This window comes from Bacillus sp. HU-1818 (genome assembly GCF_022695965.1).
Classification (GTDB): Bacteria; Bacillota; Bacilli; order Bacillales; family Bacillaceae; genus Bacillus; species Bacillus atrophaeus.
On record NZ_JAAPBE010000006.1, the window covers coordinates 12,571 to 30,346 of the forward strand.

Here is a 17,776-nt window from a genome sequence, read left to right on the forward strand (position 1 = left end):
AATATATAAGAACACTTGTTCTTGTTATCTGTTTTGTTATATAATTCAAGAGTACCAAAAATTACAAAACAGGGGATGAGACAATGAATGAACAAAAACTTGATATTAGAAGGATATCCTATGAAGTCTTCGATGATTATGATCCATTTACAGAAGAACATTTAGGAAAAGTGGTCAATGGTTCGTTTGATATGTTTGTTTCAAAGAAAAATGTAGCACAAGTAGGATCTAGACAAATTGATTTTGCAAATGAAGTAAAACTAGGGTACGGGGTATTTGGAAAAGACACAGAAGAGAAAATTAAAGAGCATCTTTTAGCTGCATATATGTTAATTGCCGAAGGTGCTAAAGACTATGGACTTGAAAGCTAAATTAAGAAAAATGCTGGGTTAGTCAATGATTGACCCAGCAATACAGAATTTAAAGGAGAGCTTGTATGCCAAATATTATTTCTAAAGAACAAGATGAAGCAATCAAATTTTTTAGAAACAAATTAAACTTATCTGATAAAGACTTATACATACCGTTGATCAATTTTGACCTCCTTCGAGACAAGCACGAAAAATATGCGAACATTCTTTATGAGCTATATAAAAAAGATCCATACTTGTTTATCAGAGCTTTAAAAGAAGGCTATGTGGTTAATCAGCCTATTGAGTTTAATGAGGCTATCGTACGCTTCTTTAAGGGCGAAGAATTAGCTATTGTACATAAAACAACCGACAAGAGATTCAATGTTAATGTGAAGATGAAGCAGCTACCGGAAGGGTTTGCTTTGCAGACAATGGATATGTGGCTATGGAGTGAAATTGTAAAATAGCAAACTGTTTACCTATATTAAGAAAATATGATATTATATAGAAGAATTTGATAATTGAGGAGATGTTTTTGTGGAGCTTAAAGTTGGACAAGACGTAACAGAAATTTGGAATATTCATGGATCGATTCTGCCGGAAGTTTTAAAATATATGTTCCCTCATTCAGACGAATCTTATCATTGGGTATTCGTTTATGATAATGGGAGACATATTTTTACTGAATGGAGAAAAAGTGAACCTATTCCTACAGTAGAGGAAATTGAAAAAGCAGCAATTGAGCTTGAAGAGAAGAAAAATGCACCTAAGCCAAAAACTCTCGAAGAAAGAGTTGCTGATTTAGAAAAACAAGTAGCTTACTTAACAAGTAAGGTTGAAGGAACAAACTAACAAAGAGTCCCTTATAAGGGGCTTTTCTTTTTAAATAAAATTATCATTTTATAGTAAAATTTCTTAACAATAAAAAATAAGGAGATTTATTTTCAAAAACAGTAGACAAATACAAAAAATAAGCATATAATTAAAATCAAGTTAAAGGGAAGGAGGCGACATAATGGAGGTATTAGGGATTACGGAAAAGGCGCTGGAGTATTATAAGGACAATGTAAAAGGCAATAAATCAATTAACCCTGATCAAGCTTTTCTAAAGATGATTAGGAATGTAAGGCTTGTCAAAGAAACTCATCCTAAAAGAGTTAAAAAACGTTTGTTACATACTCAATATGCCTATGGAAATATGTTGATTAAAGTAAACAGAAAAAAGCAAGTGTTTGAGATTATCAATAAGTCGGGCGATGAAAGTTATGATCCTGATTGGAAATTCCCTAAGAGGAGATACATAGAACTTAATAAAGAACTTGGAATCAAAGACTGTAAGTTTACTAAGACTACATATTCAAGAAAGCAAAATAAACAAAAATAAAATTAGAGGAGTTATTTATAAATGAGTGAAAACAAAACGGTATTACGTGAAGCAGATAACGTTGTAACAATTGAAGGAACATTAGCTGAAATACGACACACTGAATGGAAAAACGGAAATGGACTAAACATTGAATTAGATATTGAGGTTGCACCCAACGAAGTACATACAGTAAAAGGCTTTTCAAAGTATAAGAAAGATGATGGTACTGATAACGCAATTGCAAAAGGATATCAGACCATTGTTAGCGAGTATAAGTCAATTGCAGAGCACGGCAGAGATGAAGCTGACAAAGTGAGAATTACTCAAGGGAAAATCGGTTTAAATGAGTATTACACACAAGGAAATTTAAAGTCATACCCACAATTAACGACTAACTTTGTGAACAGACTAGATGCTAATGAAGAATTCAATCCTAAAGCAGAATTTGATGTTGAGCTGTTTGTAAAAAATGTAACCGAAGAAAAAGTAAAAGGAGAAGAAACAGGTAGAGTTAATTTAAATGGCTATATCCCTGTGTATAACGGGAAAGTAATTCCTTTTACATTTGTAGTATCAAAAGAAGGTTCTCAATATGTTGAAGATAATTACGAAAAAGGCGCTACTGTTAACGTCTTTGGTAAAATCATTAACTACAAAGAACAGAAAGTAACAACTAAAGCAGCGGCATTTGGAGAAGACAAGAAAGAAATCACTTCCATTACAAAAAGGGAGTATCTAGTTACAGGTGGTGATGATCCTTATGATGAGGATAGTAATAATGCTTTTAATTCAGGCACAATTAAAAAAGCACTGACTGAAAGAGAAGTTTATTTAGAAGAGATGAAGAAGAAAAGCGAAAGCGGTAAAGAAAACAATAAGAAATCCGGATTTGGTGGAAGTGCTCCTAATAACAAACCTTCTAAGCCAGTTGAAATCTCAGATGATGATCTTCCTTTTTAAAAATAAAATTACAATAATCTAATACATAATTGGGGTGAGCTTCGACTCACCCAACAAATTCAAAATTAAAGGAGAGCTTAAATGGCAATCGATATTTTCAACCCACAAATTTCAGTAGTAGCAAAAGGATTAGAAGGAAAAGTTATCACAATCTATGGTTCTAATAACTTGGGTAAAACAAAGCAAAGTACACGGATGAAAAAACCGTTATATCTTCCATTTGAAAAAGGATTGAATGCTATAGCCGGTGTCCAATTCATGGCTATCAATAGTTGGGCTGATTTTAAAAAGGTAAACAAGCAGTTAACTAAAAATGCTGAAAAGGCTAAAGAAATGTATCAGACAATCATTGTTGACGAAGTAGATGCTTTTGCTAAATATGCAACTAGATATGTCTGTGAGCAATATGATGTAGATCGGATTAAAGATGGAAATGATGGCTTTGGTCTTTGGAAAGAGTATGAGACTGAGGTCTGGGAAGAAATTAATAAATTAATTGGTGTTGGGTTTACAGTGATCTTTATTGCTCATGCCGCAGAAGACAAAAAAGGAAAAGTATACCCGAAGGGCGATAAACGAGTGTTAGCTCCAGTAATTGATAACAGTGATATTGTACTTTATCTAAGTTCTAATGGTGTTGATGAAGATAGAAAGGTTATTAAATCAAGTGCTTGGTTGGCTGAGACTGATGATCATTTTGCGCGTAGCCGATTTGATTACATTGACACATACCTTCCTGAATTTACTGCGGAGAATCTGGAAAAAGCCATCATCGAGGCAGTTGAAAGACAGGAGAAAGCAGAAGGTATTGTTGCTGTTACATACGAAGAGCAAAAACAAAATAACGCTTCAGAAGAACTTGATTACGATTCAATGATGGAGCAAATCAAAGAAATTGGAATTAAGCTTAATGGAGAAGGCCGATTGGAAGAAGTAAATGAAATTACAGAAAAACATTTAGGTAAGGGTGTAAAAGTAACTGAGTGTAGTCGTAAGCAAATAGATGTGATGTCGGTGATTCTTGATGATTTGAAAGACCTTTTAACTGATTAACAGGGGGAGAGATTATTCTCTCCTTCTCATTGGGAGTGATTTACTTGGGAAGACAAGTTAAATGTCCATATTGTGAGACAAAATTAGATAAAGACTTAGCGATCACTTATAAGAAGAGATATTATCATGGGCAGTGTTTTAACACTTGGAAGCAAGAAGCAAATCACAGAAAAGAGTTAATTCAATACATATGCAATTTATACGGTCTTACATCTCCTACCGGTATGATGTTGAAACAAATTAAAGAGTTTCAAGAGGAATATAGCTATAAGCTTAAAGGGATTGAGCTAGCGCTTAAATACTTTTACGAAATATTAGAGAATCAACCAAGAGAAGGAGATGGCATTGGGATCGTTCCTTTTGTTTATGAGGAAGCAAAGCGGCATTATATAAGACAAAAGGCCATTCAAAAGTCAGTGGAAGATCCAAAGAATCACAAAAGAGAAGAAATTACACTAACCATAAAAAAAGGAATGAGAAAGAAAAGAGGACTAGTTGATATTTCAACGCTGTAGGAAGGAGAGTCCATTTGCTACAAGACAAAAAGGCAATTATTCAAGTTTTAGGGAGCATACTCAAAGATCCCACAATCTTGTCAGAAAGCAATAAATATAGGATTACTTCTGATGATTTTCCTTCAAGGTTTCATTCAATATTGTTTTTTGCCATGAGCAACCTATTTCAACAAGGAACTGAAGTGTTAAATGAGGTTGAGATAGACGGATATCTAAAGGATTACGACATTCAGTATAAAATTTTTCATGATAATAACGGTCTTGAATACATTGAAAGAATTCAAGAGCTGGCAGTTGTCAAAAATTTTGATTACCACTATAAAAGGCTAAAAAAGTTTAGTTTGCTTAGAGAAATGGATGGCTTAGGCTTTGATATTAAGGAGATATACGATGAATCTTTAATTGACCCAAAAGAACAGGAGAAGATGCAAGAACAGTTTGACAAGAAATCTATCGACGAAATTTTAGCAGCTTATGAAATGAAGATTGTTGACATAAAAGAAAAGTTCAGAACCTCGTCTGAAAGTGTGGGAATTCAAGGGGGAGAGGGCATTGACGAATTATTAGATTCTTTTGAAGAGTCTCCAGATATTGGAGTGCCATTAAATAGTGAAATGCTTACGTCAATTTTTCGTGGATCTCGTAAGAAAAAGTTCTATCTACGTTCAAGTATTACAGGTGGCGGAAAAACAAGAAATATGGTTGCTGATGCCTGTTGCTTAAGTGCAACTGAACTATATGATCCTAAAAAGAAGGAATGGGTGGCAAACCCTTGGAGAAAAAGTTCTACGGTTATCTCAACAGAAATGATGGCCGAGGAATTGCAAAGCTTAGCACTTGCCTATATAAGTGGCGTAGAGGAGAAAAAAATCCTTAGAAATACAATAAACGTACAAGAAAAACAGCTTGTGCGTAAGGCTGCTAAAATTCTTCAAGACTCTAACATTTGGTTCGAACATCTCCCTGATTTTAATATTCAGGAGATAGAAAGGACAATTGAAAAGAACGTCATCAAAAACAATGTTGAGTATGTTTACTTTGATTACATTCACTCATCAGTAACAATTTTTTCAGAAATGAGTAAAAAAAGTGGGGTTAATTTAAGGGAAGATCAAATTCTTTTGCTTATGTCGGATAAGTTAAAGGGGTTATGTAATAAATACGATGTCTATATGATGAGTGCAACTCAATTAAATGGTGATTGGAAAGAAGCATGGTTAAAAGGACAAGTAATAGATGCTTCTTATTTGAGAGGAAGTAAGGCTATTGCAGATAAGACTGATGCTGCTATGATTATTCTTCCGTTAAGTAAAAAAGAGAAGGATGCAATTGATCCAATCTTAAAAGCAGGATTTTATCCAGAGCCAAATTTTGTTACGCATGTATTTAAAAATAGGGGAAATGAGTATGACAAAGTTAAAGTCTTCTCCCATATCAATATGGGTAACATGCGGATAAAAGACTGTTTCACAACAAATCTTGATAATGAATTAATCACAGTTGAAAAATTGAACATTAAAGCAGGATGAGGGGTGTAGCGCCCTTTGAAGTATGATAAAGACAAAGTTAAAGAAAGCTTGGCCATTGAGGATATACATAAGATATTAAAAGATTTGGGTAGTGAAAACAATCAGTGGGATCAACAAGGAAACCCAATATATAGAACCGTTTGTCACAATGCTTCTGGTGGGAGCTATAAGCTGTATTATTATCACGAAGCAAAACAATTTCATTGCTATACAGAATGTGGCGACACATTCGATGTTTTTGAGCTTGTTATAAGAGCAAAGGGTCAAAAAGGGGTTAACATATCGTTTAATCAAGCGATCGAGTATGTTGCTAAGGCAGTTGGGAAAACATTTGGTTTTGGCAATAGAACAACATACATAAACAATGACTTAATCGATGACTGGGAATGGATAAGGAAGTTCAAAAAGAAGAAAAGGATAAATATTGAGCTTCCCAGCTTTAAAGAAACTGTCCTGGATGTCTTTATGCCTTATCCTCATCAATCATGGTTGGATGAGAGCATAAGCCACAAGACATTAAAAGAGTTTGAGATTGGATATTATTTTAGATCTCATACAGAAGGCATAACTATTCCACATCGTGATTTAAATAATAGGTTAGTTGGAATCCGTAAACGTTCTATGATTCAGGAAGAAGTTAAAGCGGGATATAAATACATGCCTCTAAAGGTTGGGAACATCTTATATAATCATCAAACCATGATGAATTTATATGGATTAAATAAAACAAAAAGTTCTATAGGAAGGCTTAAGAAAGCACTAATTTTTGAATCTGAAAAGTCTGTATTGAAATGTCAGGACTTTTATGGAGAAGCAAACTTTACTTGTGCTGTCTGTTCAAGCAATATCTCTAATTTTCACCGTGACATATTGTTGTCTCTTGGTGTTGAAGAAGTTTTTATTGCCTTTGATAAATACCGACCACTAAAAGAGGATGAAACAGAGGAGAGATATCAAGAAAAACTGGTTGAATATCAGAAGAAAATTCTAAAACTTGCAGCAAAATTTACTCCTTATGTTCGTGTATTTGTTTTGTGGGATTATGAAGATTTACTGGATTATAAGGACAGCCCTGTTGATAAGGGAAAGGAAATTCTAGAGGAGCTGATGAAAAGAAAAATTGAGATCGGCACAGATGAAGGGGGAATTTAATGGCGTATAGACTGATTGGTGACAACGATTATAATTTTGATCCTTTAGCTACAATCTTAAAAAATAGAGGCATAGACGATCCAAAGCTGTTTGCTAATATTGATCAAAGTTCAGTTATTCATTATTCAAAACTCAATAATATTGATAAAGCTGCAGATTGTCTGATTAAGCATTTAAAGAATAAGAACAAAGTGTTTGTTCAGGTGGACAGTGATGTTGATGGATATACATCTAGCTCAATCATAATAAATTACATAAAAAAGATTTATCCGAAAGCTTACATACATTACAGAATACATGATGGGAAGGAACACGGAATTATCTTAGATACCATTCCTGATGATGTTGACTTAGTTATAATCCCAGATGCAGGATCAAGTCAATTCGAGGTACATGAAGTTCTTCATAATAAAGGCGTAGATGTAATCGTTATTGACCACCATGAATGCGAACAAGAGTCTGAATACGCAATTGTCGTCAATAACCAGTTGTCTCCGATGTACTCTAATAAGACATTAACAGGAGCAGGGATGGCTTATAAGTTCTGTCAGGCAATGGATGACAAATTAGGGAAAAATGAAGCTGATAAATTCTTGGATCTAGTTTCTATTGGGAATATTGCTGATTCAGCTGACTCACGAAATCTTGAGACAAGGTTTTATATGGATGAAGGGTTACGTAATATTAAGCATCCATTAATCAAGAAATTGTTTAAGAAGCAAGAGTTTTCAACTAAGGGACACAAGAACATACAAAGCACACAGTTCTTTATTAATCCGTTAATTAATGCGGCTATAAGAGTAGGAACCAATGATGAAAAAGTTCAAATGATGAGATCGTTCCTATTGTCTGAGGAAAAGGTTTCTTACAAAAAACGTGGGCAAAGCGAACCTGACCTTGTTTCAATTCATGATGACACTGTTAGGATTCTGGGAAATTTAAAGGCTAAGCAGAAACGAATTACTGACGCAGCAACCGAAGAAATAAAACAAAGAATTGAGTATAAGAATTTAGCAGCAAACAAAGTTCTAATTGTCTACATTGAAGGGATTCTGGATAAAAACCTTACTGGCTTAGTAGCTAACCAGTTAGCAGATCAATATAAGAAGCCGGTCTTGTTAGCTAGGAATGATCCATATCTAGGCAAAGGAATTTTGAGTGGATCTATAAGAGGCTATGACAAGGGAGTTATTAAAGACTTTAAAAATGAGCTTTTAGAAACTGGAATGTTTGAGTTTGTTGAAGGTCATCCAAATGCTGCTGGATTTGCAATTAAAAGAGAGAACTTAATCCTTGTAAATGAAATGCTTAATCATAAATTTAAAGACATGGATACTGTGGAAGATGTTCAGGGTGTTGATTTTGAGATAACGGCCGAACAATTAAGAAAAGAATTCGTCCTTCAGCTTGATAGTTACAAAGATTACTGGGGTTACAAAGTCGAGGAGCCATTTATCGCTATTACTGATCTTAAAATCGATAGTGATCAAATTGAACATTTAGGGAAGAAGAATAAGACAACTGTAAAATTTAAGCACAATGATATTGAATACATAAGATTTAAAAGTGATGTGGATTACTTCAATAAGCTTACAGAGTCAAATGGAACTTTAGTCATTAATGCAATTGGCAAAGCAAAGGCAAATGAATACAAAGGCAAGAAAACACCTCAAATAGAAATTTATGAATTGGAGGTGGTTCGTACAAAACAAAAAGAACTTGTGTTTTAAGGGGGAAGAAAATTGATAGGATGTCACTGCCACACTGATAAAAGTAACATAAGGCTCCTAGACTCAACAAACTCAGTTAAAGAGCTGCTGAAAACTGCAGTGAGAATGAAGTATAAAGGACTAGCTATTACAGACCATGAAGTACTCTCAGCGCATTTAGAAGCCATACGAACAGTCAGAGAGATGAAAAAGGATGGCGATATGCCTGAAGACTTCAAATTAATATTAGGTAATGAAGCTTACTTAGTCGATTCCTTAGAAGAGGTTAGAGATAACTACAAATCTGGAGAGACAAAGTTTCCGCATTTTTTGATGTTAGCAATTGATCCAAAAGGACATGAACAGCTAAGAATACTGTCTTCACAAGCCTGGGAAAATTCATTTTACACAGGAACAATGGAAAGAGTGCCAACAGTTAAAAAGGATGTAGAAGAACTGCTTAGCAAAGATCCAGGTCACATTATTGCTACAACAGCTTGTCTCGGTTCTGAGGTAAACATTCATTTACTTAAAATCAAAGGATACGAAGAAAGCGGAGATACTGATTCAATCAAAAAACACAAATTAAAAATTCACGAGTTTATCACATGGTGCATTGAAGTTTTTGGAAGAGATAAGTTCTTTATCGAACTCCAGCCGGCGCTAAGTGGAGAGCAAGTTTACTGTAATAAGAAGCTAATTGATATAGCTAATGGATATGACTTGAAAATGATTGTTACAACAGATGCTCATTTTCTTAGACCAGAAGACAGAGCGATCCATCAAGCCTTTTTAAATGCCAAAGATGGAGAAAGGGAAGTTGATTCCTTTTATGAAGCATGTTTTGTTCAAAATGTTGATGAAATTCTTGAAAGATTGAACTATCTTGATAAAGCAACCGTTGAACAAGCCATAGAGAACACATTGTTAATTGGAAGGATGATTGAGGACTACACTATAGAACATCAGCCAATTATTCCAAAAATGGCTTTACCTGAGTTTGAATTAGCACATTTGTTTAAACCAGCATATGAAAATTATAAGTATATTAAGCAAATGGCTGAATCTAATGAAGATCAGGACAGATACTTATTAAAGCTTATTGAAGAAGGATTTAAAGATAAGCTTATGAGAAAGGATATGAGCAAAGAAGAATTTCATTCGATCCTAAAGAGGATTGATGTAGAACTTGAGGAACTATGGGAGATTAGTGAAAAGTTAAAACAATCCATGTCATCTTATTACGTAACGGTTCGAGAAATTATCAATACAATTTGGGACGATGAGTGTGGAGGAAATAGCTTAGTTGGGGTAGCAAGGGGGAGTGCTGCAGGATTCTTGGTTAATTACTTATTGGACATTACTCAAATAAATCCTTTACAGTATGACTTACCCCATTGGAGGCATATTCATAAATCACGACCTGACCTTCCTGATATAGATATTGATACAGAAGGATCTAAAAGACCAAGAATTTTAAAAGCATTAAGAGATAAGTTTGGAGAAAAAAAAGTATTGCAGATTTGTACTTTTGGCACAGAAAAATCCAAGTCAGCATTACAAACGGCGTGCAGAGGTCTTGGGATTGATAATGACATTTCTCAATATTTGAGTGGCATGATTCCTTTTGAACGTGGAGCAAACTGGTCTTTGTCTGATTGTTTCTTTGGTAATGAAGAACTGGGCAGAAAACCAATAAAAGAATTTATCAGAGAGGTTGAAGACCATCCAAACTTAAAAGAGACTTGCTTGAAAATTGAGGGGTTAACCAATAAGCGTTCCTCTCATGCAGCCGGCGTTATCATTTTTAATGACGAGTATACTAAGTCAAATGCAATGATGAAAACTCCTAAAGGTGCTTATATAACACAGTTCAATATGGGCGACAGTGAAGCCATGGGATCAGTTAAATACGACATGTTGACTATAGAGGCATTAGATAAGATCAGAGTAACATTAGACCAGCTAATTGAAAATGAAGAGATTGAACGACAGGGCAATCTAAATAACACATACAATAAATATATTCATCCAGATGTACTTGAATACGATGATAAAAGGTTATGGGATATGGTCGCAAAAGGTGAAATAATGGACTTATTTCAATTTTCAACTGAGATAGGACACCAATCAGTTGTAAAAGTTGCGCCAAGAAATTTACTTGAAGCTGCTGTAACAAACTCGCTTATGAGGTTGATGGCAGATGGTGGAGAACAGCCTGTCGATACATATGTTAGATATAAGGAAAACCTAAGCCAATGGAATAAGGAAATGCATGATTATGGTCTGTCTGATCATGAAATCACTGTATTAGAACGGCACCTTAAAAGTGTTTATGGAGTTGCTGACACACAAGAAATAGTAATGCAAATGGCTATGGATAAGGATATAGCAGGTTTCACAATTGAAGAAAGCAATTATCTTAGAAAATCTATAGCAAAAAAGAAAGAAGACGTATTAAAGAAGGTTGAGAAATTGTTTTTCTCCAAGGGGAATGATTTGGGCACCTCAGAAAAGATGCTGAAATATGTATGGAATGTTCAGTTTAAACGTCAGTTTGGTTACAGCTTTTCATTGCTCCATACATTGGCATATTCAGTAATAGCTTTACAGGAACAGAATCTAAATTACAAATATAATCCTCTTTATTGGAATACAGCCTGCCTGACAGTAAACAGCGGAGGAGTTGATCATGAAGAGAATGAAATTGAAGATAAAAAAAAGAAAACCGCATCTACTAACTATGGAAAAGTAGCTTCTGCTATCGGAAGTATTAGACATAGAGGGATAAACGTAGATCTTCCAGATATCAATAAAGCTAATTTCGGATTTAAAGCTGATATAGAAGGAAATTCAATATTATTCGGATTAAAAGGGATGAACGGAATTGGTGATGATGTTGTTCATCAGGTGATATCAAATAGACCTTATATTGATTTTAGGGACTTTATCGAGCGAATGTTTAAGAGCGGAATAATTAAAAAAGGACAAATGATTCAACTAATTAAGGGAGGTTGTTTTGATTCCTTTGGGGATAGGAATAAGCTAATGAAGTGCTTTATTGGTTTAATTTCAGAGCCGAAAACGAAGCTTACTCTGTCTAATTTGAAAATGCTAATTGAAAACAATATTGTTCCCTCAGAATTTGCTTTGGAGATTAGGTTCTTCCGTTTCAAAGAGTACATTAGCAAAAAGGTATACAAAACATTGAAGTCTCCAAAAGACAAGCTTTTCTTATTAGATGATGTATCGGCCACCTTTTATAATCAGCATTTCAGTGAGAATGGGATCGTTGATATGATTAATGGACAGCTTATTGTTTCTGAAAAAGCATTTAAAAAAGAATATGATAGCAAAATGTCTAAAATTAAAGCCTGGATATCGACTGGAGAAGCATTGAGTCAGCTTAACGATTGTTTACTAAGAAAAGAATGGATTAAATATGCTGATGGATCTCTTGGGAAATGGGAAATGGATTCATTAAGCTATTATTATAATGACCACGAGTTATCTGCTGTTAATTATGCCAAATATGACATCTCTGATTTTTATGAGTTGCCAGAAGAACCGATAAAAGGCAAACCATATCAATGGAGAGGAAAAACTTTGTATGAGTATGAAACAACCAGGATTATAGGCACCGTTTTAGATAGAGATAAAAACAAGCACACAATCACTCTTCTCACACCAACAGGAGTGGTTACTGTAAAACAGTGGTCAGGCAGTTTCAGTCATTATAATAAACAAATCTCCCGTTCTATTGGAGGTGGCAAGAAAGAAGTTGTAGAGAAGTCTTGGTATACAAGAGGAACACTTTTAATGTTTACCGGCTTTAGAAGAGGAAATAACTTTATTCCAAAGGTCTATAAGAACAGCATTTATAATCATACTGTGTGCCGTATTGATGAAGTTAATGATGAAGGAAACATTAGTTTAACCACACAGAGAGTAGAAATTTAAAACAATCATGGGGTGATAAAAATTTTCGAAAAACTCATAGACAAATATAAAAAATATGTATATTATAATATTAACAATATAACAATTATAGCCAGCATTATTGTTTTAACAGGCGGTGTTGTATTCAACATTAAAAATATCGCAAAAGATGATGAAGAAGACACCCAAGTTTCGATAAAAGAGTCATTTTATAAAAACAAAAAAGAGACTGTTGAAAGGATTACACATAAAAAAGAAAGGAATTTCACGCTTCCGAAATTAAAAAGTAAATTTGATAAGCAGAAAGAAAGCCAAAAGAAATTCAAAATTTCTTACCCAAAGAAAGAAAAATTTACGAAAACACAAACTAATCCAACTTCAAAAGTAAAAAATAATCATTTTAAAAAAACAAGAGTAACGAAACGTGAAGAAGAGCAAAGTAACAATCATTCTATTAATGTTGTGGCAACTGCGTACACTGCTTTTTGTTCAACAGGCTGCATCGGCAAAACTAGGACAGGCTACGATGTTTCAAATACATCGTATTACAGAGGAAAACGAATTATTGCTGTAGATCCAAGCCTTATTCCTTTAAATTCTTTGGTTGAAGTCAGTTATAAAGGAGGGAGCTTTCAAGCATACGCAATTGACACTGGAGGGGATATCAAAAGTAACCGAATAGATATTCTAATGAACACAAAAAGTGAAGCAAAAACATTTGGGAGACAGCAAGCAAGTGTAAAAATGCTGGAAAACGATTGGTAAAAATGTGGTAAATGTGTCCAATTGAAAGAAGTATATAAACATTTCATTAACACGTACGATGCAATACATACATAGAAAAATATGACAATATAAATAATACATAGAGAGAGTGGTATAGATGTTTAAATTAGAACAAGAAGTCTACGTAAAATCGACTGGTGAGCCAGGTATTATTGCAGCTATATACCCTGAAACAAATAGTCTTGAACTTTGCTATTACGATGGCACGTATGATGAGCGGAAAATCGATGATATTTTAGGAGGTGATCAACTTTAAGTTTCTTCTTACTTTTTTAAAATAAAAAATAAGGTGGTAAACTATGAAAAATAATCTTCAAACTGAATTGTCATTTACTGAAGAATGAGGAATTAACATCGAAAGGAGGTGATAACTTGCCAAAATTCTGGTCATATCCATTGGGCTTAATAGTGAAAATAAATGAAAACGCAAGACGAACATGCCCTCATCACGTAGGAAGAAAAGGGAAAATTATTGAGCTTCTTCATTCAGCTACATACGACTACGCAGTCAGTGACGAGACAGGAGATATTACATTCTTTAAGGAACATGAATTAAATCCAATCCAAGGAGATGAATTATATGCTTAAAGTGAATGATAAAGTTATTGTTGATTTCACTGAAGAGCAAGGTGTCATATCAAAAGTAGATTACAAATACAGTCAGGTCGAAGTTGAATATTCTGATGGTACATATCAAGTAGTAGGGTTTCACAAGGTTAGAAAGGTGGGGAATGAATGACATTAATTATTCTTGAAGGTGCTGACTGCTGCTACAAATCAACAGTGGCAGATAAGCTTAGCAAACAACTGGGCTATCTAGTAATAAAGGGATCCAGCTTTGAATTGGCCAAGAGCGGTAATAAGAAGCTCTTCGTTCACTTTAATAAGCTTGCCGATGAAGACAATGTAATTATTGATCGATACATATATTCAAATTTGGTTTATGCGAGGAAATTCAAGGATTACTCAATCTTAACAGAAGAGCAGCAAAGGGTGATCGAGGAGAAGATTAGACATAAAGCCAAGGTTATTTACTTACATGCAGATCCGAAAGTTATTAAAAAGCGTTTACGTGAACGTGGTGACGAATACATAAATGATCGAGATGTTGAACCAGTCTTAAAGTTATACAGAGAAGCTATGAGTAATGCTGGTTTATATACATATTCATGGGATACGGGACAATGGGATAGCGATGAAATTGTTGAGGATTTGACTTACTTATTTGGATAAAGACTAGGTAAAATAATCGTTTTAAAGAAAGGAGTGAAAAATCACCCCTTTATATGATTAACGAGCATTAACAGTGATTTTATAAATAACATAATTGTCGTTAATGTCATAGGCGTATACCAATGCAGTACCTAAAGTTGAATGAGAAGATACAATACCACTTGAGCTTATACTGATCAGGTTGCTGCCAGATACTATTTCCCAACGTGTATAGCCTTTTAACAAATGGACATTGGAATTCCTTAACATATGAAAATCAACTGTTGCTATAGGATCGCCAAGTTGTTTAACTTGTCCAGTATTGACCGGTTCATGAGCAGAAGCATGTGTTGTAAAAGATGGGAGAGCCAATGCAGAAATTGATAAAGCCGAAACAATCAATCCTTTGTAAAACTTTTTCATAAGAATTACCTCCTAGATTGTGATTGTGATTATAAGTCTAGTCTAGCATGTAAAATATTTGAAATGTGTGAAGTGTTTGTGAAACTGATTAAAATATCTCTTTTAAAGAAAAGGAGGATTTAATTGAACAGTTTTTTAAAAAGGTTATCTGTAGCATGTAAGTCTACAATTCATCACAAAGCTTATCAAAGAATGAATGAAGCAAATAAAGAAATTAATAAGGTGCTAAATAAATTTAAATAAAAGATCAATTTTATTTAAATATGGGGGTGGCTTATGGAAAGTAAAGTGTTTATAAATCCAGTTTCGTCTTATGCTTTCAAAAGAAAGAATGAGTTAGGAATTGTCATTGGTTTTGTTGGATATAAGCCTAAAAACCATGAATCTAGACTGTGTTATAAAGTTCGTTTTGAAAGTGATGGAAAGGTTGACTACGTTCCTGTGTCAGACGTGGAGCAAGGGCACTATAGATTGATTTCTGTATAAAATTTGTCTTTTATATAAATATAAAATAAGAGGTGATTTACAATGAATAGCTACCCTGAGTCTTTAAAAAAAGAGACAGAGGAGATTAAAGACAGAGTTAGGAATGGACATTTTAGAGAAGATAAGATTAAGGAAATTGCAGAAACGACAGTTGAGTTTTTAAAATCTGAGGAGAAAAGACATAAACACTATTCTGAAGTTGCTGCAGCAATGGTCGCTAATTTAAGTGAGTTTTTCAAGCCGTACTTAAAAGGGGAGTGAGTATGTTAACTGATCAAGAAAAAATTGATTTAGTAAACGCTCTTGATTTTATAGTAATTGAACCACATACACATTGCATTTATGTACATAACGATGAAAAGACTAATGAAGTATTACATAAAGTTTTGCATTCTATTTCAGTAGATGAGTATATTGAGAACTTTAAAAAAGGGAATCTGATCGATATCTTTCCTGCAGCAATGCAAGAAGCTGATGCGGGAGGATTTAAAAATGGTTTGTTTGTGATTATGCCAAAGAAATTTTATGTTGATCAGTGTTTTGCGATGAGTAAGGAAATCGAGCGGTTAACCAAACTAATTGATCTATACAATATTAAACCAAATACATATCGAGGCTTGATTCATTAAATTGCTTCAAGAATAAAGAAAGGATAAAGGGATGTTTATTGAAAAAGTATTATGTAAGGTGTAAAGACAGCAAAGGTGAAAATGCTTCTCTAGTTATTGAGGCGCTATCACCTGAACAGGCAAAAGAACAAGCAAATGAAGTACATAAAGCTAGAGCTATTTATAATGTAAGCTTAGGAGAAGGAACGTCAAGGAATTATCTAGAGAGAAAATATTCTCCGTACATAAAAAACGACAACAGCAAGGCTATTACTATTTTTTCATAAGGGAGGTCATCTACTTGTATATATCTGAGCCAATAAAAGAAACACTTGTGCAAAATATGGATCAGCTTAGCAGTAAAATGGATGAGTTATTCATTTACCTCGAAAATGAGTTGCCTTCCACAAATGAAATACAATGGAAAACTATAGACAAAAAATTCGGTGAGGTTTTTACTAAATCCAACGAATTACAAAATTACATAAGCTGTTTATAAATGTGAACAAAATCCCTTTGAGTTATTGACATCTGTGATACTTATTATTCAAAATCGCCTTTGTTTCTTAACAATTATTTATATGATTGGTAGCATTTATTAAAGAAAGAAGGTGATTTATGTAATTGTCTGTTTGATAGGTATTGTTGCCAGATGAGAATTATATTTTTACAAAGGGGTTATTTTAATGAACAAGTCTTTTTTTCGAACGATCTTAGCATTAGTTGCCGTATTTGTGCTGGCCTTTGCAACATTTCCACAAAATAGTGATGCAAAGAGTACAATCTCAACAGATAATATCGACAAGGATAAAGTAAAATCAGAAGCAGAATTTATTGCAGATCACACCATTGATGTGAGCAATAAGACTAAGGAAAAGCTTCTTTCAAAGGCAGAAAAGGCAATTGAAGACGGAGACATTAAGTATCATAAATCAAACGAAAAAGTATTTGATAATGAATCAGTAAGAGCCATCAAATACGATGACGGCACAGTAACCTATTCAGTTTCTTATTTATACGTGGACACTGAAAAAGTAGATAGAGTTAGTTCATTCAATGTATCATTTGATACCGATATGAATATTGAAGAATACTATGAAGTTGATATGAAGAAAATCAGCAGTACTCAAAACGAAATGACATATTGGGTTAATGGAGCCAAGGACGAAGACAAGTCTGGTGTCTTTGAAACAGAAAAATCTTCAGAAGATGAAACAAGTTCATCAAACATGATGAGTACACAGAGTTGGACTGGGTGTGTATCAGATTGCTTAGGTGATAAGAATATTAGCCAATGGGCAATCACTGGTTTAGCTATTTTATGTGGAACTGCATGTACAGCCGGTGTTCCAGCAACAGCAGGAACTGCCTGCTATGCTTGTGTAAATACTGCTGGTATTATTGGTGTTAATGCATTCTTTGATTGTATGGAGAAGTGTAAATGATCAATATCTTAAGTAAAATACTATTTATATTGTCTGGTTGCGCATTGTTGATCTTTGGGATTATTTTAAAGAATGGATCAATGGCTTTTGGATTGTTCGCCTTATTCTTCATAGCGGCAATAATCGTTCGTGTATTTCATAAACGAACTAATGAACATTAGCAGCAACCGTATTGTTTTGTAGGGGAGGAAACTCTCCTACTCTTAAAAATTAGTTAAAAAAACAATAGACAAAAATAAA

The 17,776-nt window shown here is 34.0% G+C and carries 23 protein-coding genes; 22 read left to right on the top strand and 1 reads right to left on the bottom strand.

The window, feature by feature from the left end:
- The first annotated feature begins 83 nt into the window (after positions 1–83).
- The 16 genes from GXP75_RS19035 to GXP75_RS19110 all read left to right on the top strand — a co-directional run bounded on the left by GXP75_RS19035 (position 84) and on the right by GXP75_RS19110 (position 14,595).
- Positions 84–371: a hypothetical protein gene (locus GXP75_RS19035; protein WP_242557604.1), complete on the top strand. Its 288-nt coding sequence runs from the start codon at positions 84–86 to the stop codon at positions 369–371.
- Between the two features lie 65 nt (positions 372–436).
- Positions 437–820: a hypothetical protein gene (locus tag GXP75_RS19040; protein ID WP_242557605.1), complete on the top strand. Its 384-nt coding sequence runs from the start codon at positions 437–439 to the stop codon at positions 818–820.
- A gap of 70 nt (positions 821–890) precedes the next feature.
- Positions 891–1,205 carry an XkdW family protein gene (locus GXP75_RS19045; RefSeq protein WP_242557606.1) on the top strand — a complete coding sequence of 105 codons (315 nt, stop codon included), beginning with the start codon at positions 891–893 and terminating at the stop codon, positions 1,203–1,205.
- A 163-nt stretch (positions 1,206–1,368) separates the two neighbouring features.
- Positions 1,369–1,737: a hypothetical protein gene (locus tag GXP75_RS19050; RefSeq protein ID WP_242557607.1), complete on the top strand. Its 369-nt coding sequence runs from the start codon at positions 1,369–1,371 to the stop codon at positions 1,735–1,737.
- A gap of 21 nt (positions 1,738–1,758) precedes the next feature.
- Positions 1,759–2,679, top strand: a complete 921-nt coding sequence (locus GXP75_RS19055) for a hypothetical protein (protein ID WP_242557608.1) — start codon at positions 1,759–1,761, stop codon at positions 2,677–2,679.
- Between the two features lie 81 nt (positions 2,680–2,760).
- Positions 2,761–3,732: an ATP-binding protein gene (locus GXP75_RS19060; protein ID WP_242557609.1), complete on the top strand. Its 972-nt coding sequence runs from the start codon at positions 2,761–2,763 to the stop codon at positions 3,730–3,732.
- A 44-nt stretch (positions 3,733–3,776) separates the two neighbouring features.
- Positions 3,777–4,247, top strand: coding sequence for a hypothetical protein (locus GXP75_RS19065; protein ID WP_242557610.1), 471 nt, complete (start codon positions 3,777–3,779; stop codon positions 4,245–4,247).
- Between the two features lie 14 nt (positions 4,248–4,261).
- Complete coding sequence (locus GXP75_RS19070; protein ID WP_242557611.1) at positions 4,262–5,776, top strand: replicative DNA helicase; 1,515 nt, start codon at positions 4,262–4,264, stop codon at positions 5,774–5,776.
- A gap of 15 nt (positions 5,777–5,791) precedes the next feature.
- Entirely contained in the window at positions 5,792–6,928 is a 1,137-nt protein-coding gene (locus GXP75_RS19075; protein WP_242557612.1) for a hypothetical protein, read from the top strand.
- Positions 6,928–8,658, top strand: coding sequence for a single-stranded-DNA-specific exonuclease RecJ (recJ, locus tag GXP75_RS19080; protein ID WP_242557613.1), 1,731 nt, complete (start codon positions 6,928–6,930; stop codon positions 8,656–8,658). Before GXP75_RS19075 ends, recJ begins: the two co-directional genes overlap by 1 nt.
- Positions 8,659–8,670: 12 nt before the next feature.
- The gene (gene dnaE / locus GXP75_RS19085) at positions 8,671–12,597 is read left to right on the top strand and encodes a DNA polymerase III subunit alpha (protein WP_242557614.1); all 3,927 of its coding nucleotides are present in this window, start codon (positions 8,671–8,673) and stop codon (positions 12,595–12,597) included.
- 21 nt (positions 12,598–12,618) lie between these two features.
- Complete coding sequence (locus GXP75_RS19090; protein ID WP_242557708.1) at positions 12,619–13,341, top strand: 3D domain-containing protein; 723 nt, start codon at positions 12,619–12,621, stop codon at positions 13,339–13,341.
- Between the two features lie 118 nt (positions 13,342–13,459).
- The gene (locus tag GXP75_RS19095) at positions 13,460–13,618 is read left to right on the top strand and encodes a hypothetical protein (RefSeq protein WP_242557615.1); all 159 of its coding nucleotides are present in this window, start codon (positions 13,460–13,462) and stop codon (positions 13,616–13,618) included.
- Positions 13,619–13,734: 116 nt separating this feature from the next.
- The gene (locus GXP75_RS19100; RefSeq protein ID WP_061571759.1) at positions 13,735–13,950 is read left to right on the top strand and encodes a YorP family protein; all 216 of its coding nucleotides are present in this window, start codon (positions 13,735–13,737) and stop codon (positions 13,948–13,950) included.
- Positions 13,943–14,101, top strand: a complete 159-nt coding sequence (locus GXP75_RS19105; protein WP_242557616.1) for a hypothetical protein — start codon at positions 13,943–13,945, stop codon at positions 14,099–14,101. The genes GXP75_RS19100 and GXP75_RS19105 overlap by 8 nt, the downstream gene beginning before the upstream one ends.
- Positions 14,098–14,595, top strand: coding sequence for a deoxynucleoside kinase (locus GXP75_RS19110; protein WP_242557617.1), 498 nt, complete (start codon positions 14,098–14,100; stop codon positions 14,593–14,595). Before GXP75_RS19105 ends, GXP75_RS19110 begins: the two co-directional genes overlap by 4 nt.
- A gap of 57 nt (positions 14,596–14,652) precedes the next feature.
- Here GXP75_RS19110 and GXP75_RS19115 read toward each other — a convergent pair whose 3' ends face one another.
- Positions 14,653–14,997 (bottom strand): BLB8/JUQZ-1 family protein, encoded by a 345-nt coding sequence (locus GXP75_RS19115; RefSeq protein ID WP_242557618.1) that lies wholly within the window; start codon positions 14,995–14,997, stop codon positions 14,653–14,655.
- 276 nt (positions 14,998–15,273) lie between these two features.
- Here GXP75_RS19115 and GXP75_RS19120 point away from each other — a divergent pair, with 276 nt between their 5' ends.
- The 6 genes from GXP75_RS19120 (at position 15,274) to GXP75_RS19145 (ending at position 17,536) form a co-directional block, all read left to right on the top strand.
- Positions 15,274–15,483 (top strand): hypothetical protein, encoded by a 210-nt coding sequence (locus GXP75_RS19120; protein WP_242557619.1) that lies wholly within the window; start codon positions 15,274–15,276, stop codon positions 15,481–15,483.
- Between the two features lie 42 nt (positions 15,484–15,525).
- Complete coding sequence (locus tag GXP75_RS19125; protein ID WP_242557620.1) at positions 15,526–15,744, top strand: hypothetical protein; 219 nt, start codon at positions 15,526–15,528, stop codon at positions 15,742–15,744.
- 2 nt (positions 15,745–15,746) lie between these two features.
- Positions 15,747–16,112 (top strand): hypothetical protein, encoded by a 366-nt coding sequence (locus tag GXP75_RS19130; RefSeq protein ID WP_242557621.1) that lies wholly within the window; start codon positions 15,747–15,749, stop codon positions 16,110–16,112.
- A gap of 38 nt (positions 16,113–16,150) precedes the next feature.
- Positions 16,151–16,378: a hypothetical protein gene (locus tag GXP75_RS19135; protein WP_242557622.1), complete on the top strand. Its 228-nt coding sequence runs from the start codon at positions 16,151–16,153 to the stop codon at positions 16,376–16,378.
- A 14-nt stretch (positions 16,379–16,392) separates the two neighbouring features.
- Positions 16,393–16,590, top strand: a complete 198-nt coding sequence (locus GXP75_RS19140; protein WP_242557623.1) for a hypothetical protein — start codon at positions 16,393–16,395, stop codon at positions 16,588–16,590.
- Positions 16,591–16,777: 187 nt separating this feature from the next.
- Positions 16,778–17,536 (top strand): hypothetical protein, encoded by a 759-nt coding sequence (locus GXP75_RS19145; protein ID WP_242557624.1) that lies wholly within the window; start codon positions 16,778–16,780, stop codon positions 17,534–17,536.
- The last annotated feature ends 240 nt before the right edge of the window (positions 17,537–17,776 follow it).

Bases quoted from the DNA above. Each gene is read 5' to 3' on its own strand.
- GXP75_RS19125 (WP_242557620.1), top strand. From the start codon at position 15,526: ATGAATAGCTACCCTGAGTCTTTAAAAAAAGAGACAGAGGAGATTAAA.
- GXP75_RS19120 (WP_242557619.1), top strand. From the start codon at position 15,274: ATGGAAAGTAAAGTGTTTATAAATCCAGTTTCGTCTTATGCTTTCAAA.
- GXP75_RS19095 (WP_242557615.1), top strand. From the start codon at position 13,460: ATGTTTAAATTAGAACAAGAAGTCTACGTAAAATCGACTGGTGAGCCA.
- recJ (WP_242557613.1), top strand. From the start codon at position 6,928: ATGGCGTATAGACTGATTGGTGACAACGATTATAATTTTGATCCTTTA.
- GXP75_RS19110 (WP_242557617.1), top strand. From the start codon at position 14,098: ATGACATTAATTATTCTTGAAGGTGCTGACTGCTGCTACAAATCAACA.
- GXP75_RS19055 (WP_242557608.1), top strand. From the start codon at position 1,759: ATGAGTGAAAACAAAACGGTATTACGTGAAGCAGATAACGTTGTAACA.
- GXP75_RS19130 (WP_242557621.1), top strand. From the start codon at position 15,747: ATGTTAACTGATCAAGAAAAAATTGATTTAGTAAACGCTCTTGATTTT.
- GXP75_RS19050 (WP_242557607.1), top strand. From the start codon at position 1,369: ATGGAGGTATTAGGGATTACGGAAAAGGCGCTGGAGTATTATAAGGAC.
- GXP75_RS19035 (WP_242557604.1), top strand. From the start codon at position 84: ATGAATGAACAAAAACTTGATATTAGAAGGATATCCTATGAAGTCTTC.
- GXP75_RS19105 (WP_242557616.1), top strand. From the start codon at position 13,943: ATGCTTAAAGTGAATGATAAAGTTATTGTTGATTTCACTGAAGAGCAA.
- GXP75_RS19115 (WP_242557618.1), bottom strand. From the start codon at position 14,997: ATGAAAAAGTTTTACAAAGGATTGATTGTTTCGGCTTTATCAATTTCT.
- GXP75_RS19060 (WP_242557609.1), top strand. From the start codon at position 2,761: ATGGCAATCGATATTTTCAACCCACAAATTTCAGTAGTAGCAAAAGGA.
- GXP75_RS19040 (WP_242557605.1), top strand. From the start codon at position 437: ATGCCAAATATTATTTCTAAAGAACAAGATGAAGCAATCAAATTTTTT.
- GXP75_RS19145 (WP_242557624.1), top strand. From the start codon at position 16,778: ATGAACAAGTCTTTTTTTCGAACGATCTTAGCATTAGTTGCCGTATTT.